Genomic DNA, 26,986 nt, shown 5'->3' on the forward strand with positions numbered 1-26,986 from the left:
CGAAACACACCCCTCGGGCCCAGACTCAGTGCGCCGGCTCGGCGATGTGCTGCGTGCCGATCCGCTTGCGGAACACCCAGTACGTCCACCCCTGGTAGAGCATCACAATCGGCGTGACGATGACCGCACACCAGGTCATGATCTTCAGGGTGTACGGACTCGACGAGGCGTTGGTGACCGTCAGGCTCCAGTCCTCGTTCAGCGAGGACGGCATGACGTTCGGGAAGAGGGTCAGGAAGAGCATCGCGACGGCCGCCACGATGGTGAGACCGGACAGAGCGAACGCCCAGCCCTCACGGCCCGCCCGAACGGCGACCAGGGCCCCTACGAGCGCGGCGACCGCGACGATCACCGCGACCAGCGAGGCGCCGTCCCCCTTCTCGATCTGTGTCCAGAGGAGGAACAGCAGCGCCAGCCCTGCCGTCACGGCCCCGACACGTAGGGCCAGCTTCCGGGCCCGTTCCCTGATGTCCCCGACGGTCTTGAGTCCGACGAACACCGTCCCGTGGAAGGTGAACAGCGTCAGCGTGACCAGGCCGCCCAGCAGGGCGTACGGGTTCAGCAGGTCGACGACATCGCCCACGTACTCGAAGTCCCGGTCGATCTTGACGCCGCGCACGATGTTGGCGAAGGCCACACCCCACAGGAAGGCGGGCAGCAGCGAGGTCCAGAAGATCGCGGTCTCCCAGTTGCGCTGCCACTTCTCCTCGGGCCTCTTGGCCCGGTACTCGAAGGCGACACCGCGGACGATCAGGCAGACCAGGATGAGCAGCAGTGGCAGATAGAACCCGGAGAAGAGCGTGGCGTACCACTCGGGGAAGGCAGCGAAGGTCGCGCCGCCCGCCGAGAGAAGCCACACCTCATTGCCGTCCCAGACGGGTCCGATGGTGTTGATGAGGACCCGCTTCTCCGGTCGGTTCCGGGCCAGCAGCCGGGTGAGGACGCCGACCCCGAAGTCGAAGCCCTCCAGGAAGAAGTAGCCGATCCACAGGACCGCGATGGCGACGAACCAGACGTCGTGAAGTTCCATGACTGTGCAGCTCCCTCGGCCTAGTACGAGAAGGCCATCGGCTTGTCGGCGTCACGGGAGTCGCCGCCGATCTTCGTGGGCGGGTTGAGGTCGGCCTCCGTCAGCTCGGGCGGCCCGGCCTTGACGTACTTCACGAGCAGCTTGACCTCGACGACAGCGAGGATCGCGTACAGCGCGGTGAAGACGATCATCGATGTGAGGATCTCGCCCTGCGAGACACCGGGGGAGACCGCGTCACGGGTCCGCAGCACACCGTAGACAACCCACGGCTGACGGCCCATCTCGGTGAAGATCCAGCCCCAGGAGTTGGCGATCAGCGGGAAGCCCAGGGTGAGGATGGCGATCCGCCAGTACCACTTGGTGAGGGTGGGGCCCAGGGCCCGGCCCGGCAGGAGCGAGAGGTGCGGTACCTCGTCGTCGTCGACCCTGAGGTGCTGCGGCAGCAGGAACTTCTTTCGGGTCAGCCAGAGCCCGACGGCGCCGAGGGCGAAGGACGCCATTCCGAAGCCGATCATCCAGCGGAAGCCCCAGTAGGCGACGGGGATGTTGGGCCGGTAGTCGCCCGGCCCGTACTTCTCCTGCTCGGCCTTGTTGACGTCGTTGATGCCGGGGACGTACGAGCTGAAGTCGTCCTTGGCCAGGAAGGAGAGCAGGCCGGGGATCTCGATGGCGACCTTGTTGTGGCCCTCGTCGACGTCACCGACGGCGAAGACCGAGAAGGGCGCGGGCGCCTCGCCGTCCCAGAGGGCCTCGGCGGCGGCCATCTTCATCGGCTGCTGCTCGTACATGACCTTGCCCAGCAGGTCGCCGCTGATCGCGGTGAGCATGCCGCCGACGACGACGGTGACGAGGCCGAGCCGCAGCGAGGTCTTCATCACAGGGATGTGCTTCTTGCGGGTCAGATGGAAAGCGGCGATGCCCACCATGAAGGCGCCGCCGGTGAGGAAGGCCGCCGAGAGGGTGTGGAAGGCCTGGGTGAGCGCCGTGTTCTGGGTCAGCACCAGCCAGAAGTCGGTCAGCTCGGCACGGCCCTTGGCCTCGTTGATGCGGTAGCCGACGGGGTGCTGCATCCACGAGTTGGCCGCGAGGATGAAGTACGCCGACAGGATCGTGCCGATGGCGACCATCCATATACAGGCCAGATGGATCTTCTGGGGGAGCTTGTCCCAGCCGAAGATCCACAGCCCGATGAAGGTGGACTCGAAGAAGAAGGCGATCAGCGCCTCGAAGGCGAGCGGGGCACCGAAGACATCGCCGACGAAGCGCGAGTAGTCGGACCAGTTCATGCCGAACTGGAACTCCTGCACGATGCCGGTGACGACGCCCATCGCGATGTTGATCAGGAAGAGCTTGCCCCAGAACTTGGTGGCCTTGAGGTACTTCTCCTTCCCCGAGCGCACCCACGCGGTCTGCAGGCCGGCCGTGAGCGCGGCGAGCGAGATCGTGAGCGGGACGAAGAGGAAGTGGTAGACGGTCGTGATGCCGAACTGCCATCGCGCCAGTGTCTCCGGCGCCAGAGCGAGGTCCACGTCTTCTCCTTACATGCCGTGGCACTGCGGCAGTTAGCCCCGCCTGTTCCGTACATCACGGGGCAACCGGGACGCGCTTGTGAAAGCGTTCACATTCACAAGCAATTATGCCGCATACCCGTTCGAGCATCGATGGGTGGGGGGTCCCTCTTCCCGTGCCGAAGGTCCCCTGTCACAAAGACGCAGGTCAGACCTGTGATCAGACACAAATGGGCCCGAGGGGGAACCTCGGGCCCACATCCTTGACAGCCGCCGAGCCGAAGACAGGCGACCCCGGCCAGAGCTCGCTAGAGCTCCTTGCGGAACTCCTCCGTCACCTTCAGGAAGATGTCGTTCGCCTCGCCCTCGCCGATCGTCACCCGGACACCCTCGCCCGGGAAGGGCCGCACGACGACGCCGGCCCTTTCGCACGCGGCGGCGAAGTCGACCGTCCGCTCTCCCAGCCGCAGCCACACGAAGTTCGCCTGGGTGTCGGGCACCGTCCAACCCTGGCCGCGGAGCGCCTCGACGACCCGGTTGCGCTCGCAGACCAGCGTGCCCACCCGCCCGAGAAGCTCGTCCTCGGCGCGCAGCGAGGCGACCGCCGCGTCCTGGGCGAGCTGACTCACCCCGAACGGCACGGCCGTCTTGCGCAGGGCGGCCGCCACCGGCTCATGAGCGATCGCGAAGCCCACACGGAGACCCGCCAGCCCGTACGCCTTGGAGAAGGTCCGCAGCACACAGACGTTCGGCCGCTCACGGTAGAACTCGACGCCGTCCGGCACCTCGACATCCCGCACGAACTCGCGGTATGCCTCGTCCAGCACCACCAGCACATCGCTGGGCACCCGGTCGAGGAACCGCTCCAGCTCGGCCCGGCGGACAGCCGTCCCCGTCGGGTTGTTGGGGTTGCAGACGAAAATCAGCCGGGTCCGGTCGGTGATCGCGGCCGCCATCGCGTCCAAGTCGTGCACCTCGCCCGACGTCAGCGGCACCTGCACGGACGTCGCCCCGCTGATCTGCGTGATGATCGGATACGCCTCGAACGACCGCCAGGCGTAGATCACCTCGTCGCCGGGCCCCGCGGTCGACTGGATCAGTTGCTGGGCGACACCGACCGAGCCCGTACCCGTGGCCAGGTGCGTGAGCGGCACCCCGAAGCGGTCCGACAACTCGTTCATCAGCCCGGTGCACGCCATGTCGGGGTACCGGTTGAACGACGAGGCCGCCCCGGTCACGCTCTCCAGCACGCCGGGCAGCGGCGGATAGGGGTTCTCGTTGGAGGACAGCTTGTACGCCACCGGACCGCCCGCCGCGGCCGGCTTGCCGGGCTTGTAGGTGGGGATACCCTCCAGCTCGGCTCGCAGCTTGGGGCTCGTCTCGCTCACCGCAGTCCTCCTCGTCGACGTAATGCTTCTCACCTTATGAGGATTCAGCGCGCCTGCGAATGGGTGTGGGCGACGAGGTCCGTCACGGCCGCTTCACCAGCATCACGGGCATCGGCACACGAAGAGGAACAAAGCGGGGGCGCGCTGCTCACAAACGCACGCGCCGGTGGCTCGCGCCGTAGCGCGCATCACCCGTGCAGGTGAGTTGAGACCTCTTCGAAACATGAGCTACTTGGCAGGCTCATACGTGCCGACAAGTAGCGTACTGATATTGGATCGTTCAACTCCCTTGCTTTGCAAGGCAATTGGGTATGGTTGACCTTGCAGAAACGTACCTGTCAACGGGTGCATATGCGTCCGCACTACCCCACCGCATGAGCCCTACTATCGGCTCGCCATGACAGCAGCAGGGAAGCACCAGGTGAGCCGGGCGGAAACTCCCCGCCGAGGCAGCCGGTCGGGCCGGGCGGGCATCCGAGACGTGGCCGCCGCCGCCGGGGTCTCCATCACGACCGTTTCCGACGCCCTCAACGGCAAGGGCCGGCTCCCGGACGCCACCCGACGCCATGTACGTGAGGTCGCGGACCGACTTGGCTACCGCCCTTCGGCGGCGGCCCGAACCCTGAGAACGGGCAAGTCCGGCCTCATCGGCCTGACCGTGACCACGTACGGGGATGAACCTTTCACCTTCACCGAGTTCGCGTACTTCGCGGAGATGGCGCGAGCGGCCACCTCGGCCGCGCTCGCCCGGGGCTACGCCCTCGTCATCCTGCCCGCGACCTCGCGCCACGACGTGTGGTCCAACGTGGCCCTGGACGGCACCGTGGTCATCGACCCGTCCGACCAGGACCCGGTGGTCAGCGAGCTGGTCCGCCAGGGATTACCGGTGGTCTCCGACGGCCGCCCGGCCGGAACCCTGCCCGTCACCGCGTGGGTCGACAACGACCACGAGGCCGCGGTCCTCGACATCCTCGACCACCTCGCCGACGCCGGCGCCCGCCGGATCGGCCTCCTCACGGGCACGACGACGGACACGTACACCCATCTCTCGACGACCGCGTACCTGCGTTGGTGCGAGCGTGTGGGCCAGGATCCGGTGTACGAGGCCTATCCGGCGCACGATCCGTGCGCGGGAGCCGTCGCAGCCGACCGGCTGCTGGCCCGGCCCGACCGCCCGGACGCGGTCTACGGCCTCTTCGACCCGAACGGCACCGATCTCCTCGCCGCGGCCCGACGCTACGGCCTGCGCGTCCCGGAGGACCTGCTCCTCGTGTGCTGCAGCGAGTCCGCCGTGTACGCCACCACGGAGCCGCCGATCACCACGCTCTCGCTGAAGCCGCGCCGGATCGGCACGGCAGTGGTCCAGCTCCTCATCGACGCCATTGAAGGGGTCGAGTCGGACCGACCGGTCGAGCAGGTGATACCGACGGAGCTGATCGTGCGGACCTCGTCCGAGCGGCGTTCGCCGCGTACGACGGTCAGTCCACCACGATCACCCGAAGAGGGTTGACGCCCGAGAAGAGGGCCCGAACGCGAATTGGGCGGGGAGAGCACCGCCCAATTCGGGAGAAAACCGCGGTGAACCGGGGCCCCGCGCCATTTCACCACCCCTGGGTCATCACATGGCGCGATCCGCATTCCTATGATGGGCGGACGACACCGCGGGCCGCTGCGACCAGGCAGTCCGATGCGGTGCAGATGCGGCGCGATGGTGGTGGAGGGGTCGATGACTCAGGGGGCCGGTCAGGGACCCGAGGTGCGGACGCCGACGGTGCGTGATTTCCGCGTGCCCGCGTACGTCCACGAGGCCGGTCCGTACGGACACACCACTCAGCCCGGCCGGACGGGCGATCCCGCCGAGACCGTGGAGTACCCCGAGGGGTACACCCCCACCCAGCGGGACCTTCCGGTGATCAACCGGGGTGACACCCTTCAGGTGACCATCGACCCGGACGCCGCGGCCGCCGAGCAGCCCTCCGGCAGGCCGGGCCCGCTGTTCGTCGTCGGCGACGTGCACGGCTACCTGGACGAGCTGATCACCGCCCTGCGGGAGAAGGGCCTCGTCGACGCCGCGGGCAGCTGGTCGGCGGGCACCGCCCGGCTCTGGTTCCTCGGCGACTTCACCGACCGCGGCCCGGACGGCATCGGCGTCATCGATCTCGTGATGCGCCTGTCCGCCGAGGCCGCGGCGGCCGGCGGCTACTGCAAGGCCCTCATGGGCAATCACGAGCTGCTGCTGCTCGGCGCCAAGCGCTTCGGCGACACACCCGTCAACTCGGGCGCGGGCACGGCAACCTTCCAGGCCGCCTGGCTCCTCAACGGCGGCCAGAAGACCGACATGGACCGCCTCCAGGACCACCACCTGCAGTGGATGGCCCGCCTCGACGCCATGGAGGAGGTCGACGGCCACCTCCTGGTGCACTCCGACACCACCGCCTACCGCGACTACGGCGACTCCATCGAGGCCGTCAACGACACCATCCGCGAGACGATCACCCGCAACGACGCGGACGAGGTCTGGGACCTCTTCCGCAAGTTCACCCGGCGCTTCTCGTTCCGCGACGAAGGCGGCGCCGACGCCGTGCGCTCCCTGCTCGACATCTACGGCGGCACACGCATCGTCCATGGCCACAGCCCCATCCCGTACCTCCTGGGCGAGGTCGGCTCGGAGGACGGCGAGGACGGGGCGGGCCCCTCGGTCGAGGGGCCGTACATCTATGCGGACGGTCTGGCGGTCGCCATGGACGGCGGCGTGACGATGGCAGGAAAGCTGCTGGTCCAGCAACTCCCGCTGCAGAGCTGATCCCGCCGCGGGCCGGCCTCCTCCGTCGAAAGAGTTCGCCGGCCAGGGTCCAATTTCTTCAAACCCCCTGTCACCGCCCGCCGTCACCGCTCTACCATCGGCTTATCCGTAGCAGGCTCCCCTCCGTTTCTGCCCGACGGCTCGTCAGCATGCCGAGCCACAAGCCCTACGGAGCATCGGGGGATGCACATGAACAGCGTTCCGCAGCACCTCCTCAGTGAGGACCGCCAGGAGTACGAGCGGATCCTCGGCGAGGCGCTGCGCTCCGCACCGTACCGCCCGGAATTCGCTGCCGGCCTGCAGCGGCTCAATCCCGAACAACTGCGCACCATGGCGCTCAACGCCACGGCCATCATCACGGCGGCCGCGGCGACCGAGTACGAGTACTACGTCAAGGCTCGCGACGAACTGCGCAACCCGCCGTCGGCGCGCACCCCTTCCGGAAGCACGGCGTCCGGCTCCGCCGAGCCCGACGGGGCGGCGGTGGGGCTCGTGGCCGCCATGGGAGAGGTCGGCGAGGCCGCCGGAGCGGGCGCGGGTGCCGTGGCCACCGTGCTCGCCCCTGTGCTCGCGGGCACCGCCGCGGTGATCTTCCTGCTCGTCGGCTACATCATGAAGGTGCTCGACCCCGATCGGGCGATCGCCGAGACCCTCCTCACGACCGGATGGGTCTTCGGCGCGGTCACGGCGGCGGCCATTCTCGTAGCCGCCGTCGGCCTGCTGCTCACCGCCCTGCGCAACGGCTCCACCGCCCTGGAGGACCGTGGAGCACGCGACGAGCTGAGCGAAGAGGTGACCCGCGCCAAGGAAGCATGGCGTGACGCCCTCCTGCAGCGCGGAATCCTGCCGTTCCTCCGGGACGCCCTGGCCCACCCGGACCCGGCGGTGCTGGGCGATCCGGACCGGCCGGCACCGCCCAGCCGCATGCCGCACCTGGGCTACAACCGCCCCAACTTCACCAGCCCCGGCAGCGGCTCCTCCGGCTCCCGTCCCAGCTTCACCAGCCCGGACTTCAGCAGCCCGGACTTCGGCGGCCCGGAGCACCAGCCGGAGTGACCTGTCGGGTTCGAGCCGCCGTCCGGAACCCACCGGGGGCGGCGGCCGCCTGACGCTCGGCGGTGTCACCCTGCACGAGTACCGGCGGCCGCATTTGCCGCGGTCGGCCGACGGCCATGGTCACGCATCCGGCGGCGCACGTACGGCCGACGGTCAAGGCGGCCCTGCGCCGGTGGAGGGTCCCCGCCCGCGCACACCGCCCGACCGCCCGACCGTCTGACATCTGCGGACTCCTCAGTCCGCGAGCGGCAGATAGACCCGATTCCCCGCCTGGGCGAACTCCTTGGACTTCTGTGCCATGCCCTCCTCGATCTCGGCCCGTGAGGTGCCGTGTTCGCGACGGATGTCCTGGGAGATCTTCATCGAACAGAACTTCGGGCCGCACATGGAGCAGAAGTGAGCCGTCTTGGCCGGCTCCGCCGGCAGCGTCTCGTCGTGGAACTCGCGGGCTGTGTCGGGGTCGAGGGCCAGGTTGAACTGGTCCTCCCAGCGGAACTCGAAGCGGGCGTCCGACAACGCGTCGTCCCACTCCTGTGCGCCAGGGTGTCCCTTGGCGAGGTCCGCCGCATGGGCCGCGATCTTGTAGGTGATGACGCCCGTCTTGACGTCATCACGGTTCGGCAGCCCCAGGTGCTCCTTGGGCGTGACATAGCAGAGCATCGCGGTGCCCCACCATGCGATCATCGCGGCGCCGATGCCTGAGGTGATGTGGTCGTACGCCGGCGCGACGTCCGTGGTCAGTGGGCCGAGCGTATAGAACGGAGCTTCATCGCAGATCTCCTGCTGAAGGTCGATGTTCTCCTTGATCTTGTGCATCGGGACATGGCCCGGGCCCTCGATCATCGTCTGTACGTGGAAACGCTTCGCGATCCGGTTGAGTTCCCCGAGTGTGCGCAACTCCGCGAACTGGGCGGCGTCGTTGGCGTCAGCGATCGAGCCCGGCCGCAGACCGTCGCCGAGGGAGTACGTGACGTCGTAGGCGGCGAGGATCTCGCACAGCTCCTCGAAGTGCTCGTAGAGGAACGACTCCTTGTGGTGGGCCAGGCACCAGGCGGCCATGATCGAGCCACCGCGCGAGACGATGCCGGTCTTGCGGTTGGCGGTGAGCGGTACATACGCCAGGCGTACACCCGCGTGGACCGTCATGTAGTCCACGCCCTGCTCGGCCTGCTCGATGACCGTGTCCTTGTAGATCTCCCAGGTCAGTTCCTCGGCCTTGCCGTCGACCTTCTCCAGGGCCTGGTACAGCGGCACCGTGCCGATCGGCACGGGGGAGTTGCGCAACACCCACTCACGCGTGGTGTGGATGTTCCGCCCGGTCGACAGGTCCATGACCGTGTCGGCGCCCCAACGGGTCGCCCAGGTCATCTTCTCCACCTCCTCCTCGATGGAGGACGTGACCGCCGAGTTGCCGATGTTGGCATTGACCTTCACCAGGAACCGCTTGCCGATGATCATCGGCTCGATCTCCGGGTGGTTCACATTCGCCGGCAGCACCGCCCGGCCCGCCGCGATCTCCTCACGAACGACCTCGGGCGAAACGTTCTCGCGCACCGCCACGTACTCCATCTCGGGGGTGATCTCCCCGCGCCGCGCATACGCGAGCTGGGTCACGGCCTGACCGTCACGGCTGCGCCGCGGCTGGCGCGGCCGCCCGGGGAACACCGCGTCGAGATTGCGCAGGCCCCCACGCGGTGAGGTGTGCTTGATGCCGTCGTCCTCGGGGCGGACGGGGCGGCCCGCGTACTCCTCGGTGTCGCCACGGGCGATGATCCAGTTGTCGCGGAGAGGGGTGAGGCCCCTCCTGACATCGGTCTCGACGGTCGGATCGGTGTACGGACCGGAAGTGTCATACAGGGTGACGGACTGGCCGTTGGTCAGGTGCACCTGACGGACCGGCACCTGTAGATCGGGACGCGGGCCCTCGATGTACGCCTTGTGCCAGCCGATGGACCTGCCGGTCCCCCCGGGCTGTTCAGCCTGAGGATTGGCGTCCTGCTGTGAGGCATTTGCCCCGTCTGTCTGGCTGGAGGCAGACGTGCGTGTGTCCTCGATGGTCATGAGACCTACTCCCTACGCCGGCATTACCCGGTAACAGGTTCAGCGGTCGACGCAGCGATTTCCGCCCGCCGATGTTCCACGTGAAACATCGCGTCTACGGAGGTCAGCGCCCTCTCAGCCCGGTGCTCCGAGCTCCCGCGTGTGCAAAGGTGTCTCCACGCTAGCGTCCGATGTGGCGCGGTGAACAGTGGGCCTCGCTCGTTCTTGCGATGATCGGTCGGTGACCACGATGCAGCAGCCTCCGCCTCCCCCCTCCGAGCCGCCCCACGGCCATGGCCCTGGAAGCGGGCACGGCCATGGCTCCGGCGGGGGCCAGGGGTACGGCTCCGGAGGGGGAAACGGCCCCGGTGACGGGCACGGCCAAGGCCCGTCCTCCGGGGGTGGGCACGGCCACGGCCACTCCCACAGTCACAGCCACGGCCCGGCCGCGCCCGTGTCACAGCACCTGCGCAAAGTGATCGCGGCGGTGCTGATCCCCTTCGCCACCGCGGTCCTCGTGGGCCTCGTCGTCCTGTGGCCCGGCGGTGCACCGCCGCACGAGCGCACCGGTGTGGGCTTCGACCGGCAGACCCAGTCGGCCACCGTCACCAAGGTCGAGGAGGTCGACTGCGCCTCCGTGAACGCCTCGGGCGTGCCGCCCACCGGAGACACGTCCACCGCCGAGGGGTCCTCCGCCCAGCAGCAGGCGCAGGGAACCTGCAAGAAGGCGACGGTGCGCGTCGACACCGGCAACGACAAGGGCCGTACGTTCACGGAGATCGTCCAGCCCGACCAGTCGAGGCAGTTGAAGCAGGGCCAGGAGGTTGTGGTCGCGTACGAGCCCGCAGCGCCCAAGGACCTGCAGTACTCGGTCACCGATGTGAACCGTAAGTTCCCCATGGCACTGCTCGCAGGGATCTTCGCGCTCGCCGTGGTGGTGGTGGGGCGCATGCGCGGCGTCATGGCACTGGTGGCCTTGGCGATCAGCTTCCTCGTGCTGACGTTCTTCATCCTCCCGGCTATCCTCCAGGGCTCGAACCCCCTGGTGGTGGCGGTGGTCGGGGCGAGCGCCATCATGCTGATCGCGCTCTACATGTGCCATGGCCTCTCGGCCCGTACCTCGGTCGCGGTGATCGGCACCCTGATCTCGCTGCTGCTGATCGGCCTGCTGGGCTCGCTGTTCATCGACTGGGCGGCGCTGACCGGGAACACGGATGACAACACCGGTCTGATCCACGGCCTCTACCCGGAGATCGACATGAGCGGCCTGCTGCTCGCGGGCGTCATCATCGGTTCCCTCGGTGTCCTCGACGATGTGACGGTCACCCAGACCTCGGCGGTCTGGGAGCTGCACGAGGCCAATCCGACGATGGGCTGGCGTGGGCTGTACCGCGCGGGCATCCGCATCGGCCGCGACCACATCGCCTCCGTGGTCAACACGCTTGTCCTCGCCTACGCCGGCGCCGCTCTGCCGTTGTTGCTGCTCTTCTCGATCGCACAGAGCAGCGTCGGTACGGTCGCCAACAGCGAGCTGGTCGCCGAGGAGATCGTGCGCACCCTCGTCGGGTCGATCGGTCTGGTCGCCTCCGTGCCGGTGACCACCGCGCTCGCCGCGCTGGTCGTCTCGGCCGACCGCCCGGGCACCTCCGCGACGGCGTCCGCGGCACCTGCGGCCGCTCCGGCACGTGGGGGGAGGGGGCGCCGCCGTAAGCGCTGAAGCGTTACGGCGCATGGGTGACGTATGGGTCAGCCCGCGCTCTGCTCCTCCGCCAGGATGCGGTCCAGCGCTTCGTCGAGCAGGGTGTCGAAGTCAGCCAGGGAACGCTCCTGCCCGAGCGGCACAAGCTTGTCCGTGCGGTCCAGGAAGGCCACCAGCGGCGCCGTACCCACCCGGAAGAGCGCCTGGTCGCTGCCCACCTGGAGCCGGATCAGCACCTCGCCGAACGTCTCCGGATCGGCGGGCGCGATGTGCACGTCCCCGTCCCCGCAGGGCCGGCCCACGCCGTCGATGAGCAGTTCCCTGCCGAAGGCCCAGGTCACCGGAGCATCACCGGGCAGATGGAAAGTGAGCCGTACGGCATAGGGATCACAAGTCTCGTAGCGCAGCTCCACCGGGATGCGGAAGGAGAGCTCCTCCGACACGAGGAAGCTCATCATGACTTCTGCCTGTACCGACTCGCGCATCGCCTACCCCGCCATGTTGGTCGACTGGCCAGGAAACATCTGCCTGACGCTCCTGGAAGTTTGCTGAAAGTACACGGGAGATCACAAGGAGTGATTTTTCAGATGCTGATAGAGATCGCGAGTGTCCCTAGCAGCATTCCGATCTCGGTCTGCAACTGATGCGCCGCGGGCAGCAGTCGGTCTGCCTGGTGCACGGGAAGCGAGAGGGCCAGGGTCGCGGCGGTCGTCCCCGCGGTGATGGGAATCGCGGCGCAGACCGTCCCCAAGGCGTACTCCTGGCGCTCGACGACGGGTTCCATCCGTCCGATACGGTCCAGGCGCCGCAGCAGCGTCTCGTTGTCACGCACTGTGTACGGCGTGATCGACTGTACGGGGTAGCGCTCCAGGTGGTCGCGGCGGGCCTCGTCACCGAGTTGGGACAGCAGGCACTGTCCGATGGCGTGCGCGTGGCCCGTCTCCCGGAAATCGGCCCACTCCTCGACCGCCGGGGCGCTCGGACTGTCGGCGACGCACTTGACCTCGATCTCGCCGTCCCGGTAGATCGCGAAGTACACGGGGGCGCCGATGGTGTCCCGCCAGTGCGCCAGGGCCTCGTCGACAGTGCTGCGACGTTTCTGCTGCGCTCCGCTGCTGCTCAGCCGTTCCGCCGCCTCGCCGAGGAAGAACAGCCCCTTCTCCCGGCGGAGATAGCCCTCGTGCACCAGGGTGCGCAACAGGTGGTACGCCGTGGGCAGGGCGAGTCCGGCGTCCCGCGCCAACTGTTTGGCCGGTGCCCCGTGTTCTCGCTCGGCGACGGCCTCCAGCAACCGCATCGCCCGCTGCACGGAGCCGATGAGGGTCCCCGACTGCGGGTCGGGCACGCTCGATGGGGCCGGAGGGGCCGATGGGCGCGCTCCTCGTCCCGACCTGGGCGCGTGAGGCGGTGCTGCGGGACGGGCGGGTTCGGTGGCCGGCTCCGACTCGTGCGTGGGTGCCGACTCCGTCGATGTCTCAGGTGTAGATGCCCTGGGCGGCAGCGCTGGCGTCCGTGTCGACTGTGGCGCGGTCGTCGGTGAGGGCACTGTCCGGGGCGCCGGAGGGGATTGGGTGGGGCGGGCTCTGTCCTCGCCCGGTGAGGTGCGCGGCTGAGCCGGTGGTGCGGCGGGCTTCGAGGGGGTCGCGCGCGGTTGGGACGGGGCCGTACGCGGCTGCGACGGCGGGGTGGGCGGTTCGGCGGAGCGGGTGCGCGGGTGTCCGGGAGCACCGACCAGTGGGGTCGATCGGGGGCCCGGTTGTGCGGGTGGGCCGGCGGCCGGTGTGGACAGAGAGCGCGGCCGGGCCGGTGGGAAGAGGGGTTCTGCGGGTGCGGTGTCAGCCGTGGCCAAGGGTCACTCCCGAAGCGCGAGGAGGGCCGCCCGTGCGGGGGACACGGGAGGGGGTGCGCCGCCCGCGGGGTGGAGCCCGCGACGAGTTCCCGGACTCTAACCGCCCGCCACCGTGCGCAGACGGCCCCGACGGGAAACTTCCCCCGGCCGAGGGAACCTCACGTTCCTGTTACCGCCGCGCCCTGACCAGCCCTCACTCACTCACGCCTCAGCCGTTCCCCCGTGCTGACGCGTCACCAGTCGCCACGGGACGACGAACTCGCCGTGAACTTCCGTACGACATAAATGAGTCCGCCGACCAGGGCCACGAAGACCAGCACCTTGAACAGCAGGCCGAACACGACCTGGAGGATGCTGGCTATCAGCCCGCCGAACACGACCAGGGCGATGACCGGCACCGCGATCCACTTCACCCACCACGGCATCCCCGCGAAGATCTCCCGCATCGCCTTGCTCCTTGTCTCCGCCCGTGGCCCTCGTTCGGGCACTGGTTCCGGGTCCCTTCATGTCCTGCCACCGATGCTAGGGCCGCGCAGGGGGCGTCCGGGGGCTTCGCACCCCTTGTCCGTCCCTGATCGTTCCCCTAGGGAACCCGGAAGTGGAGCTCAGCCCTCCGGCGGAGAGAACACCACCACGACCCGGAGATCCTCGGTGATGTGGTGGAACTTGTGGGCGACCCCGGCGGGCACGTAGACCACGCTGCCTCGCGCCACCTGCGTGGTCTCCAGGCCGACCGTGAGCGAGGCCCTACCGCTCACGACGAGGTACACCTCGTCCTGACTGTGCGGCCGCTGCGGGTCGAGCTCGCCCGCGTCGAGCGCGTAGAGACCGACCGACATGTTCCGTTCGCGCAGGAACTGCAGATAGGCGCCGTCGTTGGCGGCGCGCTCCGCCTCCAGTTCATCCAAGCGGAATGCCTTCATCGACTTTGTCGCCCCTGCCCGGTGCTCGTACCGATCCGTTCTGCCACGATCAGACACATGATGAATTTCCTAGTCAAGACGATCGCCAACGCGGGCGCACTGGCCGTCGCCGTCTGGCTGCTCGACGAGATCACGCTCACCGGGGACAGCACGGGCAAGAAGGTCGGCACGCTGCTGCTGGTGGCGCTCGTCTTCGGGCTGGTGAACGCCGTGGTGAAGCCGCTCGTCCAGCTCCTCACACTGCCCCTTTTCATAGTCACCCTGGGCCTGTTCACGCTGGTGGTGAACGCCCTGATGCTGCTGCTCACCTCCTGGCTGGCCGACAAGCTCGATCTGAGCTTCCACGTGGAGGGCTTCTGGACCGCCGTCCTGGGCGGTCTGATCATCTCGATCGTCTCCTGGGCACTCCACCTCGTCCTGCCCGACGCCGACTGAGGCTGTGAGATGACCTACCGCGTCTGCTTTGTCTGCACCGGCAACATCTGCCGCTCGCCGATGGCCGAGTCCGTCTTCCGAGCCCGTACGGAAGAGGCCGGACTCGACGGCCTGGTCGAGGTCGACAGTGCGGGCACCGGTGGCTGGCACGAGGGCGAGCCGGCCGATCCGCGTACCGTCAGTGTCCTGGAGGCCCACGGCTACGGCAGCGGACACACCGCGCGCCAGTTCCACGCCTCGTGGTTCTCCCGCCTCGACCTCGTCGTCGCCCTGGACGCGGGTCATATGAAGGCGCTGCGCCGCCTCGCGCCCACCCCGGAGGACGCGGACAAGGTCCGTCTGCTGCGCTCCTACGACTCCGCCTCGGGAGACGACCTCGACGTTCCCGACCCCTACTACGGTGGCATGGACGGCTTCGAGGAGTGCCTCGAGCTGGTGGAGGCCGCGAGCGAGGGCCTTCTGACCGCCGTACGCGAGCAGGTGGAAGGACATGCCGCATGAGTGAGGAGAACCCCGCCCCGGAGCTGGGCGAGGGCACACGAGCCGTCCGCGTCGGGCTGCCCGAACCCGTCAAGCATGAGCCGACCCTTCCGGGCCCGGTCTTCGCCGCCCACTACCACCTGCCGGGCGACCCCACGGGCCCGTACGCCTACGGGCGGGACCAGAACCCCACCTGGACTCTCCTGGAGCGAGCCATCGGGGAGCTGGAGGCGCCCGGCCGGGAGGAGGCCGAGACGCTCGCCTTCGCCTCGGGCATGGCCGCGATCTCCGCGGTCCTGTTCTCCCAGCTGCGCTCCGGAGACGTCCTCGTCCTGCCGAGCGACGGTTACAACGTGCTGCCGCTGGCCGGTGAGCAGCTGCGGTCGTACGGCGTCGAGGTGCGCAGCGCCCCGACGGGCGGCGATGCCCAGCTCGACGCCCTGGACGGCGCCAAGCTGCTGTGGGTGGAGACGCCGTCCAATCCAGGACTCGACGTGTGCGACATCCGCCGGCTCTGCGAGGCGGCGCACGAGCGGGGCTGCCTGGTCGCCGTCGACAACACCCTGGCGACCCCGCTCGGACAGCGGCCGCTGGAGCTGGGCGCGGACTTCGCGGTGGCCAGCGGCACCAAGCAGCTGACGGGGCACGGTGATGTGCTGCTCGGTTATGTGGTCGGGCGCGATGCCGGACTGATGGCCGCCGTGCGGCGCTGGCGCAAGATCGTCGGAGCGATCCCCGGCCCGATGGAGGCCTGGCTCGCGCACCGTTCACTGGCCACGCTCCAGCTGCGGGCCGATCGGCAGAGCACCAACGCCTTGGCCGTCGCCGAGGCGCTGAAGGGGCGCCCCGAGGTCACCGGACTGCGGTATCCGGGGCTGGGGGACGATCCGTCCCACAAGATCGCCTCGCAGCAGATGCGGCGCTATGGATGCGTCGTCTCGTTCTCGTTGCCCACGCGCGCGCGTGCCGACCGTTTCCTTGACGCGCTGCGTCTCGTGGACGACGCCACGAGCTTCGGCGGGGTGCGGTCGACTGCCGAGCGGCGTGGACGGTGGGGCGGGGACGCGGTGCCGGAAGGCTTCATCCGGTTCTCGGCCGGCGCGGAGGACACCGACGATCTGGTGGCGGATGTCCTGCGGGCTCTCGCCGTGGCTACCGGCTAGTACTCCGCTACGTACAACGGACGGTCCGAGCCTCCCCCCTCGTGGCTCGGACCGCCCCGGTTCCGCGCGCGAAGAACCGCGCGACCAAGGCTAGTTGACTCTGTGTCAGTGTCCAATCACAGTAGCGACAGAGACCTATCGACTTATTTATAGTTGGGCGCTCCGGGGCGGCGAAGGGGCGACCATGGATCTGGCCTTACTGCGTACGTTCGTGACTGTGCACCGGGCCGGTTCGTTCACCCGTGCCGCGGCCCTGCTCGGCCTCTCGCAGCCGGCCGTGACCTCGCAGATCCGCACCCTGGAGCGGCAGCTGGGGCGCCCTCTGTTCCTGCGCCAGGCCCGGGGCGTGACGCCGACGACCATCGGCGACGAACTCGCCCACAAGGCGGCCCCTCATCTCGATGCGTTGATGGAGATCGCCGAGACGGGCCTCGACGACGATGCCTCCTTGGGGACCCTCCATCTCGCCGGTCCCCCGGAGTTCACGGCCGAGCGCGTCCTGCCGGCTCTCACGGAACTCATCGACGACGGCCAGGGCTTCGCGTTGCGGGTGTCCTTCGGGAACGCCGACGAGACGCTGGAGGGCCTCGGTGCCGGCCACCACGACCTGGCCATCACCACCGCGCAGCCCCGCGGTGCCCTGCTGACCGCGACCGCCCTCTGCGACGAGGAGCATGTGCTGGTCGCCGCCCCGCGGTGGGCCGAGCGCATCGGCCCCGGCAAGCTGCAACCGAAGGAGGCGCACCTGCTGGAAGGGCTTCCGGTCGTCGAGGTGCACGAGTCGCTGCCGTTCATCGCGCGCTACTGGGCCTCGGTCTTCGATTCCCGGCCCGCCGCCTCCGGCACGGTGGTCGTCCCGGACCTGCGCGCGGTGCTGGCCTGCGCGATCTCCGGGGGAGGTCTGGCCGTGCTGCCCCGCTATCTCTGCGTCGACGCCCTGGACCGCGGCGATGTCGTGGCGCTTCTCGAGCCGGCGGTGCCGCCGCTGCGGACGTACTTCCTGGTGGTCCGTACCGGCACTCTGGCCATGCCGCACATCGCCCGGGCCCACGAGTGGCTGCTGCGCACCGCGGTGGGGTGGTCCTGAGGCAGCGGGTGCCGTGGCTCACTTCCGTGGTCGGGCGATGTTTCACGTGGAACATGACGGGCCACATTTCTCCCATGACCGTCCGACCCGTGGTCAAACGCACCGCCCGCGCCATCCTGCTCGACGGCGACGACCTGATCCTGATCAAGCGGACCAAACCGGGTGTCGACCCCTACTGGCTCACGCCTGGTGGCGGGGTCGAGCCGGAGGACACGACCGTCGTCGACGCGCTCCATCGCGAAGTGCACGAGGAACTCGGCGCCAAGATCACCGATGTCGTGCCCTGCTTCGTCGACACCGTCGAACACATCGGTGAGGACGGTGGCGCGACGGGGGTCAAGGTCCAGCACTTCTTCGTCTGCCGTCTGGAATCCATGGACACGTCGAAGCGACACGGCCCCGAGGTGGACGAGCCGCTGGGCGAGTACGAGATCGTGCGGGTGCCCTTCACCCGGGTCGGGATCGCCTCCGTCCACCTCGTCCCGCTGTCCCTGCGGCACTACCTCGACGGGAACATCGAGGGCGTCCGCGCGATGCACGCGCCTGACCTGGGCTGACGGGCAGCTGAAGCTGCCCGTCCCGACCCGTCGGGCTTCCAGCTCAGTCGCCGGCGGCCACCAGTTCCTCCACCGAGTCATGGCGTATGCGGTCCGACGGCACACCCACACCCCTGAGCGCGTCCACACCGCTGCGGATCATCCCGGGCGGACCGGAGAGGTATGCGTCGTACTCCGTCCACGGTCCGTATTCGCGTATGGCGTCGGGCAACTGGAGCAGCCCGTGCCGATCGACCACCGGCCGGACCTTCAGCCAGGAGTTGCTCTGCTGCAGTCGCAGCAGAGTGTCGATGTCATAGAGGTCCTGGTCGCTGCGGGCCCCGTAGAAGACCTCGGCCGGGCGGTGCCGTCCTCGTTCGGCGACGTCCTCGATCATGGCCTTGATGGGGGCGATGCCGGTACCGCCGCCCAGGCAGAGCAGTCCGCTGTCGCTGCTGTGGTCGACGGTCATCGCACCGGCCGGCGGACCGAGCCGTATGACGTCGCCGGGGCGGGCACGGTGCACGAGCGCGTTGGAGACCCAGCCCGCCGGGACCGCTTTCACATGGAACGACAGCAGTCCGTCCGAGCGGGGCGCCGAGGCGAAGGAGTAGTGCCGCCAGATCCGCGGCCACCAGGGAGTCTCCACGCTGGCGTACTGTCCGGCGAGAAACGGATACGGCTGGTTCGGCCGGACGGTGAGGACCGCTATGTCGGCTGTTCTCAGCTCGTGCGAGACGACCTCGGCGAGCCACCACGGCGGGGAACGCAGCTCGTCCGCGGCGGCCGCGTCGATCATCACCTGAGAGATCGTGGTGTACGTCCTGACCCAGGCCGCCTCGGTCTCGTCGTCCCAGGTCGTGGGGGCGTAACGGCTCAGGGAGCCGATCAGGCACTCGCCGACCGCCGGGTAGTGCTCAGGCTGCGTGCCGTACTTGCGGTGGCCTCGGCCGAGGTTCTGGAGGTAGTCGACGAGGACGGGGGTGTTGTCGATGTGCTCGGCTGCGGTCAGCAGTGCCTTGAGCAGACGGTCCCGTTGGGCGTCCATCGCCGGCGGGAAGAGGGAGCGCAGGTCCGGGTGCTGGACGAAGAGGAGCGCGTAGAAGTACGAGGTGACCTTGTCGGCGACGGGCCCGACCTCGGCCATGGTCCGCCGGATGAGCACGGCGTCGGGCGAGGCCTCGGGGGTGCGGCCCGCGGGGGGCGTGGGGACCCGGGCCTCGAAGACGGACTGCTCGGAGCCGTGCTCCTCGCCGACGGCGGCCGGTGGGGGCGGAGGGCTGGACGGTGGGCCCTGGAAAGGGGGTATTCGCTCCGGGGCAGCCACGTCCGGGGTCCGCTGCGGCCCGGTCGACGGCCCCTGGGAGCGGCCCACGGGACGCAGCCCGGCGAGACGGTTGCCCTCGATCTCCTGGTCCCCGTCGGGGGACGGCTGGGTGCGCGGTGTGAACCAGCTGCCTCCGTCACTGTCCCCCGCAGCGCCGTTGCCGGCCGACGTGGTGGTGGTCGGAGCGTCCATGGTGTGCCTCGCCTCGAGCATCTTTCGGTCGATCTGCGCACTCCCTCAACCGGAAGGTCGCATGTTTCCCCCGCGGACGGCCTTGCTTTCCCCGTTGTGTTCCCCCTTGACCAATGCGGCCACATTCAACCCGGCTTCCCGCACCGTACGGACAAGTAGGCGAGAGTGTGACGTGGGCCGCAGCAATATGTGGCAGCGTTCCACAGCACACCAACGCCCACGTTCCACAACGGTGAACGCGGGTCTTCGATCTCTCTGTCCGGTTAGGCTGCATTGGACTGTGTTCGTACCCGCAGGATGAGACGACTACATCTCGCTTCGGACACGAACCGGACTCGACCCTACCGGCACGCGCGCCACATACAAGTCCCCCCATGCCCCGGCGGGAATTCAACAGGGGCGAATCAGTGATTCCTTCAATTACCGGGCGCGGCGCACCAATTCATAGGCATCCCACAGATCCTGCCCCGTGTAGGAGTGCGTGGACAGCTCGACCAGATGCTGATCCGCATTGACGGCGACCGAGACCGGCACGGAGCCGAAAAGGTCGGCGTCGGACAGCGAGTCGCCATATGCGACACAGTCCGCGCGGGTCAGTCCGAAGCGCGCGCAGAGGCGATCCGCGACCTCGACCTTGGTCGCCGGGGTGAGGATCCCTGCCGGATCCACCGGCTCGGTGAAGGGCACTCGAGGAAAGAGCGAACCATACGCCGCATGCGCACCCCATGCCGTCAGCCGCTCGACGAAGAACGAGGGTGAGAGGGAGATGACGGCGCAGTACTCTCCCCTGTCCCGGATCTCGGCCCAGGTGTCCCTGATACGGAGGAGCCAGGGTGCCCCCTCGAAGGCAGCGGCGACGTGGATCTCGGTGAGCCCGGTCCACAGACCATGGACGCGCTGCGCGTACGTCCGTGAATCGATACGCCGGGTCACGAAGTCCCGTTCGAGCTCGGTGATCTCGTGGTCCAGGCCGAGCTGCCGGGAGATCTCCACAGGCGCTGCCGATCGGTGCAGCAGGGTTCCGTCCAGATCGAACAGGTGCAGTCGCGTCATAGCGGCCGAGGCTAGCCAGCCTGGCGCTTCACGCCTGCTCGGGTGTGCCTGCGCGTTGCTGTTTCACGTGAAACATCTGTCCGCGCGCTGTGCGGTTGTGGGCGAGATGGCCAAAAGCGCGTACGTCTCCCAGCAATCCGGTGGACGTCAGGGTCCTGCGTCGGACAGCCTGGCCCGCGTGCCGACACCTTCCCCCGCTACTCTGCCCATCCGCCGTCTCACCCCGCGCGATCTCACCGCCTGCGCCGACTTGTCCGAGAACCGGGGCTGGCCCCGCGAAGAACACAAGTGGGGGCTGCTGCTGGCAGCCGGGGCCGGGTACGGCATCGACGATCCGGAGGGTGGCCTCGTCGCCGCCTGCGTGGTGACCGAGTACGGAGCGGCGGGCCGCCCGGACCTGAGGGCGATCGGCATGGTGCTGGTGGCCGAGCGGCACGCCCGGCAGGGCATCGGTCGCCGTCTGATGCGCCACGTCATCACCGAGTCCGGGACGACTCCGCTGACGCTGCACGCGACGCCCAACGGGCAGCCGCTCTACGAGGAGCTGGGGTTCAAGGTCACGGGGCGGGCGGAGATGGTCCGGGGACACTTCTCGGGTGACGGGGTCGATCCCGCTGTCACCACCCGCCCGGCCACCGCCGAGGACCTCACGACGATCGTCCGGCTCGACGGTGAGGTGTTCGGCACGGACCGCACCCATGTCCTCACCCGGCTCCCCGCTTTCGCCGATCAGATCCGCGTCGCTGAGGAGAGCAGCCGAGTCGTCGGCTACGCGGCCGCCTGGCCCAACATGGACACCCAGGTCGTCGGACCCCTGATCGCCCGGGACACACGGACGGCGAAAGCCCTCATCGCGTCCCTGGCCGCCCATACCGCGCTCCCCCTCCGCACGGACATCGACGTACGCCACGAGGAACTGCTGGCGTGGGTGAAGCAACACGGCCTGAAGTCGATCGCCTTCAACGCGGTGATGACCCACGGGATCTCCGAGCTGCCGGGCGACTGGTCCCGCCGATACGCTCCACTGACCGTGGCGGCGGGCTGAGCGCTCGAGCCGGGCGGGCACGGCCGACGCACGGCTGTCAGCGGTGCACGGCCGTCCGCCGGTCGGCCACGGCCCCGCCGACCACAACAGTGCTCGGCGCCTTCCTCTTGCGCTCCAGGGCCGCCGAGAGGAACGCCAGCACGAGGGCGCTCACCGCGAGGGCGGCTCCGACCCAGTTGGGTGCCGTGTAACCCAAGCCCGCGTCGATGACGATGCCGCCGAGCCAGGCGGCGAGCGCATTGCCGAGGTTGAAGGCACCGATGTTGACGGCCGAGGCCAGGGTGGGCGCGCCCTGCGCCTGGTCGAGGACGCGCTTCTGCAGCGGCGGCACGGTGGCGAAGCCCAACGCGCCGACCAGCGCGACGGTCACGGTCGCGGCGACCTTGTCGTGGGCGGTGAGGGTGAACAGCGCGAGGACGACGGCCAAGGCGCCCAGCGAGACGTACAGCATGGGCATGAGCGCACGGTCCGCGTACCTGCCGCCCACGAGGTTGCCGGCGACCATGCCGAGACCGAAGAGAACGAGGAGCCAGGTGACGGAGGCGTCGGCGAAGCCGGCCACGTGGGTCATCATCGGCGCGATGTAGGTGATGGCGGCGAAGACCCCGCCGAAGCCCAGCACGGTCATCGCCATGGCGAGCAGGACCTGGACGTTCTTGAAGGCTGCCAGTTCATGGCGCAGGCACACGCCCTGCGGTTTGGGCATGTCGGGGACGAGCCGGGCGACGCCCAGCAGGCCCACGACGCCCAGTGCCGCCACTGCGGCGAAGGTGACCCGCCAGCCCAGGGACTGTCCGATCAGTGTCCCGAGGGGCACTCCGATCACGTTCGCGACGGTGAGACCGCTGAACATCATCGCGATGGCACCGGCCTTCCGGTCCGGAGCGACCAGATCAGCGGCGACCACCGAGCCGATCCCGAAGAAGGCACCGTGAGCGAGCGAGGCGACCACCCGTCCGAGCAGCATGACCGTGTAGGTGGGCGCGAGGGCCGAGAGCAGGTTCCCCACGACGAAAAAGCCCATCAGCAGCATCAGCATCCGCTTGCGGGACACCCTCGTACCCAGAGCGGTCATGATCGGGGCGCCGAGCACCACGCCGAGCGCGTAGCCGGTCACGAGGAAGCCGGCGGTCGGAATGGAGACGCCGAAGTCGCCCGCGACCTCCGGTAGCACCCCCATGATCACGAACTCCGTCGTGCCGATCCCGAAGGCCCCGATCGCCAGGGCCAGCAGCGCGAGAGGCATGAGGTCGTACCTTTCAGAAGATTGCAGGTGCGGTATTCAAGCGTACACAATAATTGCAGACGCGCTATTCCTGCCTGAGCTGGCTTATTGCGTCAGTGGCCTATCCTGAGGTGAACCGCTCCGGGACGGAGGAGACCGATGACAGCTACGGACCCCGCACTCACGGCCCTCGCCCAGGGCTGGTGCGCTCTCTCCCTGCTGCACGGGAGGATCGAGACCCGCATCGAGCGCGCACTGCAGTCCGGGCACGGTCTGAGCGTGCGCGAGTACTCCCTGCTGGACGTCCTGAGCCGCCAGCACGACGGCGAGGGCGGGCACCTGCAGATGAAGCAGGTGGCCGATGCGGTCGTCCTCAGCCAGAGCGCCACCACCCGCCTTGTCACCCGGCTCGAGGACCGCGGCCTGCTGTCGCGCTACCTGTGCCCGACCGACCGCCGGGGCATCTACACCGACGTCTCCGAGGCCGGGCTCAAGCTCCTGGCAGAGGCCCGGCCCACCAACGACGCCGCACTGCGCGAGGCGCTGGACGAAGCAGCGAAAAACCCCGAACTGGCCCCCCTGGTCCGCGCCGTGGAGTCACTGAACGCACCTGCGTAGGGTGCGGGCATGGAAGATCTTGAAATTCGCTCGGCGGCCAAGGACGACATCGCCGCCATCGTCGCCATGCTCGCCGATGACCCGCTGGGCGCCCAGCGTGAGTCGCCGGACGATCTGACGCCGTACTTCGCGGCCCTGGAGCGCCTGAGCGGTGACCCCCACCAGCACCTGATGGTCGCCGTACGCCAAGGCCGCGTCGTCGGCACACTTCAGTTGACGATCATCCCCGGTCTCTCCCGGCGCGGCTCCACCCGGTCGATCATCGAGGGCGTGCGCGTCCATGCGGATGAGCGCGGGAGTGGGCTCGGCACCCACCTCATCGAGTGGGCGATCGCCGAATCACGACGCCAGGGGTGCCAGTTGGTTCAGCTGACGTCCGACGTCACGCGCTCCGACGCCCACCGTTTCTATGAGCGGCTCGGCTTCGAGGCGACCCATGTGGGCTTCAAGCTTCCGCTCTGAGCACACCCGGTGATGGGCAGGGGGCCCTGTTTCACGTGAAACATCGCGCCAGGACCCCACCCCCCTGTGGCTGACTACGCGATCCCGCGCCACCCCTCGGGATCCACCCCACCGGGCACCGGAGCGCCCTCCTCGTACGGTTGACGCGTGAACACAAAGGAGCCGACGTCCAGATGACTCACGCGCTTGTCTGGCCCTCGTACGGCCTGCAGTCGCTCTCCCGCGAAGTATCCGTTGAGACCGGTCCAGTCGCCGTCGTCATCGCGCCGGAAGCGAGCGCTGCGCCCCGTGCCCGACAACGGCTCCAACGACACATCCCCGCCGGCCACGAGCCGCAGCACGAAGCTGTGCGTCCCCCAGTACCAAGGCCCCACCAGTTCCAGCACCGACTGGTCGACCTCGGGCAGCGGACGCCACGGCTCCGGGATCCGCGGCTCGGCCTCCGCCACGATACTGACCAGATCGGCGGCCACCTCCGACACCACCGGGCCGGAGGTGCAGTTGGCCAGCACCACGGCCGCCACATCGTCCTCGACGGCAATGGTCAGCTGTGCGAGGAAGCCGGGTACCGATCCTCCATGGCCGACGAGCAACCGGCCGTCCCGGGCCTGGATCTGCATGCCCAGCCCGTACGCCAAGCCTGCCGACACATCGGCGGCGTCTCCCACGGCAGCGGCAGGCGTCCGCATCTCCTGAACCGACGCCGCGCCCAGCACCCGGTCGTCACCCTTGGCCAGGAACGCGGCGAAGCGCGCCAAGTCCCCTGCGGTCGACCAGAGTTGCCCTGCGGGCCCCATCTTCCCGAGGTCCTCGACCCGCTCCGGCATCATCACATCGGCCCAGGGGTGAACGGCCCACCCACCGGCGTGCGGCGCCTCGGGGTGCCACGTCGTGCGGGTGAGGCCCAGCGGTTCGAGCACCTCGCGCCGCAGGACGTCCTCCCAGGAGGCGCCCCTCACCCGCTCGACCAGCGCGCCGAGAAGCGTGAAACCGGGGTTGGAGTAGTGGAAGCGGCGGCCGACGGGATGCCGGTGCGGCTCCTCGCCGAGCACGTCTGCGAGTTCCGGACGCAGGGAGCCGGGGGTCCTCTCCCACCAGGGGGAGGGTGACTCGGCCGCCAACCCGCCCGTGTGGGCGAGCAGGTGGGCGATGGTGGCCTCCCCCGCGTTGGTGCCGGGCAGATGCTTCTCCAGCGGATCACCGAGATCCAGCAGGCCCTCGTCCCGCAGGCGCAGGACCAGCACCGCCGTGAAGGTCTTGGTGATCGAGCCGATCCGGTACTGCACGTCCGCGTCCGGCGCATGCCCGTCGACGGAGGTCCGCGCCCCGTTCCACACCGTCCTGCCGCCTCGCACGATCGCGGCAATCAAGGACGGCGCGCGGCCCTCGGTCTGAGCGACGGCGATACGGTGCAGCAGGGCCCGGCGGGTGGCGGGAAGCAGCTCTTCCAAAAGTTGTGTCATGTGCTCAGTCCACCCGGCCCGGCCACGCACGTCGAGCACATTTCGTTCCGGACGGGCGGGCGGTCCGATCAGGTCTGGGCCATGTCCACGAACCGCGAATAGTGGCCCTGGAAGGCGACGGTGATCGTCGCCGTCGGACCGTTACGGTGCTTGCCCACGATGATGTCCGCCTCGCCGGCGCGCGGGGACTCCTTCTCGTAGGCGTCCTCGCGGTGCAGCAGGATGACCATGTCGGCGTCCTGCTCGATGGAACCGGACTCACGCAGGTCGGAGACCATCGGCTTCTTGTCCGTGCGCTGCTCGGGACCACGGTTGAGCTGCGACAGCGCGATGACCGGCAACTCCAGCTCCTTGGCCAGCAGCTTCAGGTTTCGCGACATGTCCGAGACCTCCTGCTGACGGCTCTCGGACCGCTTGCCGGACTGCATCAGCTGCAGATAGTCGATGATGACGAGCTTCAGGTCGTTGCGCTGCTTCAGACGGCGGCACTTGGCTCGGATCTCCATCATCGACAGGTTCGGGGAGTCGTCGATGTAGAGGGGCGCGGCCGAGACGTCCGGCATCCTGCGGGCCAGCCGGGTCCAGTCCTCGTCGGTCATCGTGCCGGAGCGCATGTGGTGCAGGGCTACGCGCGCTTCCGCGGAGAGCAGACGCATCGCGATCTCGTTGCGGCCCATTTCGAGCGAGAAGATCACGCTCGGCAGGTTGTTCTTGATGGAGGCGGCACGAGCGAAGTCCAACGCCAGCGTGGACTTACCCATGGCGGGACGGGCCGCGATGATGATCATCTGACCGGGGTGGAGCCCGTTGGTGAGCTGGTCGAGGTCGGTGAAGCCGGTCGGCACACCGGTCATCTCTCCGGAACGTGAACCGATCGCCTCGATCTCGTCGAGCGCGCCCTCCATGATGTCGCCGAGCGGCAGATAGTCCTCGGTGGTGCGCTGCTCGGTGACCGCGAAGATTTCCGCCTGTGCTCTGTTGACGATCTCGTCGACGTCGTCGTCGGCCGCGTATCCCATCTGGGTGATGCGGGTGCCGGCCTCGACCAGACGGCGCAGGACGGCGCGCTCGTGGACGATCTCCGCGTAGTACTCGGCGTTCGCCGCCGTCGGCACCGTCTGCACCAGGGTGTGCAGATAGGAGGCGCCACCGACCTTGGTGATCTCGCCGCGCTTGGTGAGCTCGGCGGCGATGGTGATGGGGTCGGCGGGCTCGCCCTTGGCGTAGACGTCGAGGATCGCCTGATAGATGGTCTCGTGGGCCGGCTTGTAGAAGTCGGCGCCCTTGAGGATCTCGACGACGTCGGCGATGGCGTCCTTGGAGAGCAGCATGCCGCCGAGGACCGACTGCTCCGCGTCGAGGTCCTGCGGCGGCACACGCTCGAAGGCCGAACCCCCGCCCTCCCACTCCCCGTTGTCCCGGCCGCGGTCGTGCTGATCGTCCCGTCCCCGGCCGCCGTCGTGGCGTCGTCGGGAGGCAGGCAGACGATCACTGGGTCCGCTGTCGGCCCACGGGTCGTCCAGGGGCTCGGAAATGCTCACCGAGCGACCTCCTCCCGTCCGCCGAGCGGACCTCGCCGTGCTTCTCAGTTCTACGGCACGACA

Annotated in this window: 25 protein-coding genes; 12 read left to right on the plus strand and 13 right to left on the minus strand. The window is 68.7% G+C overall.

Annotation, left to right across the window (positions count from 1 at the left end; all coding sequences use genetic code 11):
• Positions 1–25 precede the first annotated feature (25 nt).
• From cydB to hisC, 3 genes are all read right to left on the minus strand, one after another.
• Positions 26–1,030 (minus strand): cytochrome d ubiquinol oxidase subunit II, encoded by a 1,005-nt coding sequence (gene cydB, locus ACZ4Z3_RS21280; RefSeq protein ID WP_468502465.1) that lies wholly within the window; start codon positions 1,028–1,030, stop codon positions 26–28.
• 20 nt (positions 1,031–1,050) lie between these two features.
• Positions 1,051–2,559: a cytochrome ubiquinol oxidase subunit I gene (locus ACZ4Z3_RS21285; protein WP_468502466.1), complete on the minus strand. Its 1,509-nt coding sequence runs from the start codon at positions 2,557–2,559 to the stop codon at positions 1,051–1,053.
• A 287-nt stretch (positions 2,560–2,846) separates the two neighbouring features.
• Positions 2,847–3,926, minus strand: a complete 1,080-nt coding sequence (gene hisC / locus ACZ4Z3_RS21290; protein WP_468502467.1) for a histidinol-phosphate transaminase — start codon at positions 3,924–3,926, stop codon at positions 2,847–2,849.
• Positions 3,927–4,323: 397 nt separating this feature from the next.
• Here hisC and ACZ4Z3_RS21295 point away from each other — a divergent pair, with 397 nt between their 5' ends.
• The 3 genes from ACZ4Z3_RS21295 (at position 4,324) to ACZ4Z3_RS21305 (ending at position 7,785) form a co-directional block, all read left to right on the plus strand.
• Positions 4,324–5,436: a LacI family DNA-binding transcriptional regulator gene (locus ACZ4Z3_RS21295; RefSeq protein ID WP_468502468.1), complete on the plus strand. Its 1,113-nt coding sequence runs from the start codon at positions 4,324–4,326 to the stop codon at positions 5,434–5,436.
• A 201-nt stretch (positions 5,437–5,637) separates the two neighbouring features.
• The gene (locus ACZ4Z3_RS21300) at positions 5,638–6,729 is read left to right on the plus strand and encodes a metallophosphoesterase (RefSeq protein WP_468502742.1); all 1,092 of its coding nucleotides are present in this window, start codon (positions 5,638–5,640) and stop codon (positions 6,727–6,729) included.
• Positions 6,730–6,912: 183 nt separating this feature from the next.
• Positions 6,913–7,785, plus strand: coding sequence for a hypothetical protein (locus tag ACZ4Z3_RS21305; RefSeq protein WP_468502469.1), 873 nt, complete (start codon positions 6,913–6,915; stop codon positions 7,783–7,785).
• A 234-nt stretch (positions 7,786–8,019) separates the two neighbouring features.
• Here the strand turns inward: ACZ4Z3_RS21305 and thiC are convergent, their stop codons facing one another.
• Positions 8,020–9,846: a phosphomethylpyrimidine synthase ThiC gene (gene thiC / locus ACZ4Z3_RS21310; RefSeq protein WP_468502470.1), complete on the minus strand. Its 1,827-nt coding sequence runs from the start codon at positions 9,844–9,846 to the stop codon at positions 8,020–8,022.
• 220 nt (positions 9,847–10,066) lie between these two features.
• Here thiC and ACZ4Z3_RS21315 point away from each other — a divergent pair, with 220 nt between their 5' ends.
• Positions 10,067–11,542, plus strand: coding sequence for a YibE/F family protein (locus ACZ4Z3_RS21315; protein WP_468502471.1), 1,476 nt, complete (start codon positions 10,067–10,069; stop codon positions 11,540–11,542).
• 29 nt (positions 11,543–11,571) lie between these two features.
• On the opposite strand, the gene ACZ4Z3_RS21320 is transcribed toward ACZ4Z3_RS21315, so the two are convergent.
• The 4 genes from ACZ4Z3_RS21320 to ACZ4Z3_RS21335 all read right to left on the minus strand — a co-directional run bounded on the left by ACZ4Z3_RS21320 (position 11,572) and on the right by ACZ4Z3_RS21335 (position 14,296).
• Positions 11,572–12,009: an SsgA family sporulation/cell division regulator gene (locus tag ACZ4Z3_RS21320; RefSeq protein ID WP_055520475.1), complete on the minus strand. Its 438-nt coding sequence runs from the start codon at positions 12,007–12,009 to the stop codon at positions 11,572–11,574.
• Between the two features lie 98 nt (positions 12,010–12,107).
• The gene (locus tag ACZ4Z3_RS21325; RefSeq protein WP_107463042.1) at positions 12,108–12,833 is read right to left on the minus strand and encodes an IclR family transcriptional regulator; all 726 of its coding nucleotides are present in this window, start codon (positions 12,831–12,833) and stop codon (positions 12,108–12,110) included.
• A 773-nt stretch (positions 12,834–13,606) separates the two neighbouring features.
• Positions 13,607–13,819 carry a DUF5326 family protein gene (locus ACZ4Z3_RS21330; RefSeq protein ID WP_468502472.1) on the minus strand — a complete coding sequence of 71 codons (213 nt, stop codon included), beginning with the start codon at positions 13,817–13,819 and terminating at the stop codon, positions 13,607–13,609.
• 159 nt (positions 13,820–13,978) lie between these two features.
• On the minus strand, positions 13,979–14,296 hold the full coding sequence (locus ACZ4Z3_RS21335; RefSeq protein WP_033530837.1) for a cupin domain-containing protein: 318 nt from the start codon (positions 14,294–14,296) through the stop codon (positions 13,979–13,981).
• Between the two features lie 57 nt (positions 14,297–14,353).
• Between ACZ4Z3_RS21335 and ACZ4Z3_RS21340 the strand changes: the two genes are divergently transcribed.
• The 5 genes from ACZ4Z3_RS21340 (at position 14,354) to ACZ4Z3_RS21360 (ending at position 18,018) form a co-directional block, all read left to right on the plus strand.
• Positions 14,354–14,731, plus strand: coding sequence for a phage holin family protein (locus ACZ4Z3_RS21340; protein WP_468502473.1), 378 nt, complete (start codon positions 14,354–14,356; stop codon positions 14,729–14,731).
• A gap of 9 nt (positions 14,732–14,740) precedes the next feature.
• A complete protein-coding gene (locus ACZ4Z3_RS21345; RefSeq protein ID WP_468502474.1) occupies positions 14,741–15,232 on the plus strand; it encodes a low molecular weight protein-tyrosine-phosphatase in 492 nt (163 codons plus the stop codon).
• Positions 15,229–16,374, plus strand: coding sequence for a cystathionine gamma-lyase (locus ACZ4Z3_RS21350; protein ID WP_468502475.1), 1,146 nt, complete (start codon positions 15,229–15,231; stop codon positions 16,372–16,374). The genes ACZ4Z3_RS21345 and ACZ4Z3_RS21350 overlap by 4 nt, the downstream gene beginning before the upstream one ends.
• A gap of 184 nt (positions 16,375–16,558) precedes the next feature.
• Complete coding sequence (locus tag ACZ4Z3_RS21355) at positions 16,559–17,461, plus strand: LysR family transcriptional regulator (RefSeq protein ID WP_468502476.1); 903 nt, start codon at positions 16,559–16,561, stop codon at positions 17,459–17,461.
• 74 nt (positions 17,462–17,535) lie between these two features.
• On the plus strand, positions 17,536–18,018 hold the full coding sequence (locus tag ACZ4Z3_RS21360; protein WP_055514539.1) for an NUDIX domain-containing protein: 483 nt from the start codon (positions 17,536–17,538) through the stop codon (positions 18,016–18,018).
• Between the two features lie 43 nt (positions 18,019–18,061).
• Here ACZ4Z3_RS21360 and ACZ4Z3_RS21365 read toward each other — a convergent pair whose 3' ends face one another.
• Positions 18,062–19,516 (minus strand): globin domain-containing protein, encoded by a 1,455-nt coding sequence (locus tag ACZ4Z3_RS21365; protein ID WP_468502477.1) that lies wholly within the window; start codon positions 19,514–19,516, stop codon positions 18,062–18,064.
• A gap of 420 nt (positions 19,517–19,936) precedes the next feature.
• The gene (locus ACZ4Z3_RS21370) at positions 19,937–20,569 is read right to left on the minus strand and encodes an HAD family hydrolase (RefSeq protein WP_468502478.1); all 633 of its coding nucleotides are present in this window, start codon (positions 20,567–20,569) and stop codon (positions 19,937–19,939) included.
• A 178-nt stretch (positions 20,570–20,747) separates the two neighbouring features.
• Between ACZ4Z3_RS21370 and ACZ4Z3_RS21375 the strand changes: the two genes are divergently transcribed.
• Entirely contained in the window at positions 20,748–21,614 is an 867-nt protein-coding gene (locus ACZ4Z3_RS21375; RefSeq protein WP_468502479.1) for a GNAT family N-acetyltransferase, read from the plus strand.
• Between the two features lie 37 nt (positions 21,615–21,651).
• Here the strand turns inward: ACZ4Z3_RS21375 and ACZ4Z3_RS21380 are convergent, their stop codons facing one another.
• Positions 21,652–22,860: an MFS transporter gene (locus tag ACZ4Z3_RS21380; protein WP_468502480.1), complete on the minus strand. Its 1,209-nt coding sequence runs from the start codon at positions 22,858–22,860 to the stop codon at positions 21,652–21,654.
• A 138-nt stretch (positions 22,861–22,998) separates the two neighbouring features.
• Here ACZ4Z3_RS21380 and ACZ4Z3_RS21385 point away from each other — a divergent pair, with 138 nt between their 5' ends.
• Together ACZ4Z3_RS21385 and ACZ4Z3_RS21390 are read left to right on the plus strand one after the other, a co-directional pair.
• Positions 22,999–23,457 carry a MarR family winged helix-turn-helix transcriptional regulator gene (locus ACZ4Z3_RS21385; protein ID WP_468502481.1) on the plus strand — a complete coding sequence of 153 codons (459 nt, stop codon included), beginning with the start codon at positions 22,999–23,001 and terminating at the stop codon, positions 23,455–23,457.
• Positions 23,458–23,466: 9 nt separating this feature from the next.
• Positions 23,467–23,919: a GNAT family N-acetyltransferase gene (locus tag ACZ4Z3_RS21390; RefSeq protein WP_468502482.1), complete on the plus strand. Its 453-nt coding sequence runs from the start codon at positions 23,467–23,469 to the stop codon at positions 23,917–23,919.
• 74 nt (positions 23,920–23,993) lie between these two features.
• On the opposite strand, the gene ACZ4Z3_RS21395 is transcribed toward ACZ4Z3_RS21390, so the two are convergent.
• Both ACZ4Z3_RS21395 and dnaB read right to left on the minus strand, forming a co-directional pair.
• On the minus strand, positions 23,994–25,382 hold the full coding sequence (locus ACZ4Z3_RS21395; protein ID WP_468502483.1) for a serine hydrolase domain-containing protein: 1,389 nt from the start codon (positions 25,380–25,382) through the stop codon (positions 23,994–23,996).
• Positions 25,383–25,450: 68 nt separating this feature from the next.
• Positions 25,451–26,923, minus strand: a complete 1,473-nt coding sequence (gene dnaB, locus ACZ4Z3_RS21400) for a replicative DNA helicase (RefSeq protein ID WP_468502484.1) — start codon at positions 26,921–26,923, stop codon at positions 25,451–25,453.
• Between the last annotated feature and the right edge of the window lie 63 nt (positions 26,924–26,986).

Source organism: Streptomyces sp. NPDC030296 (assembly GCF_055572815.1).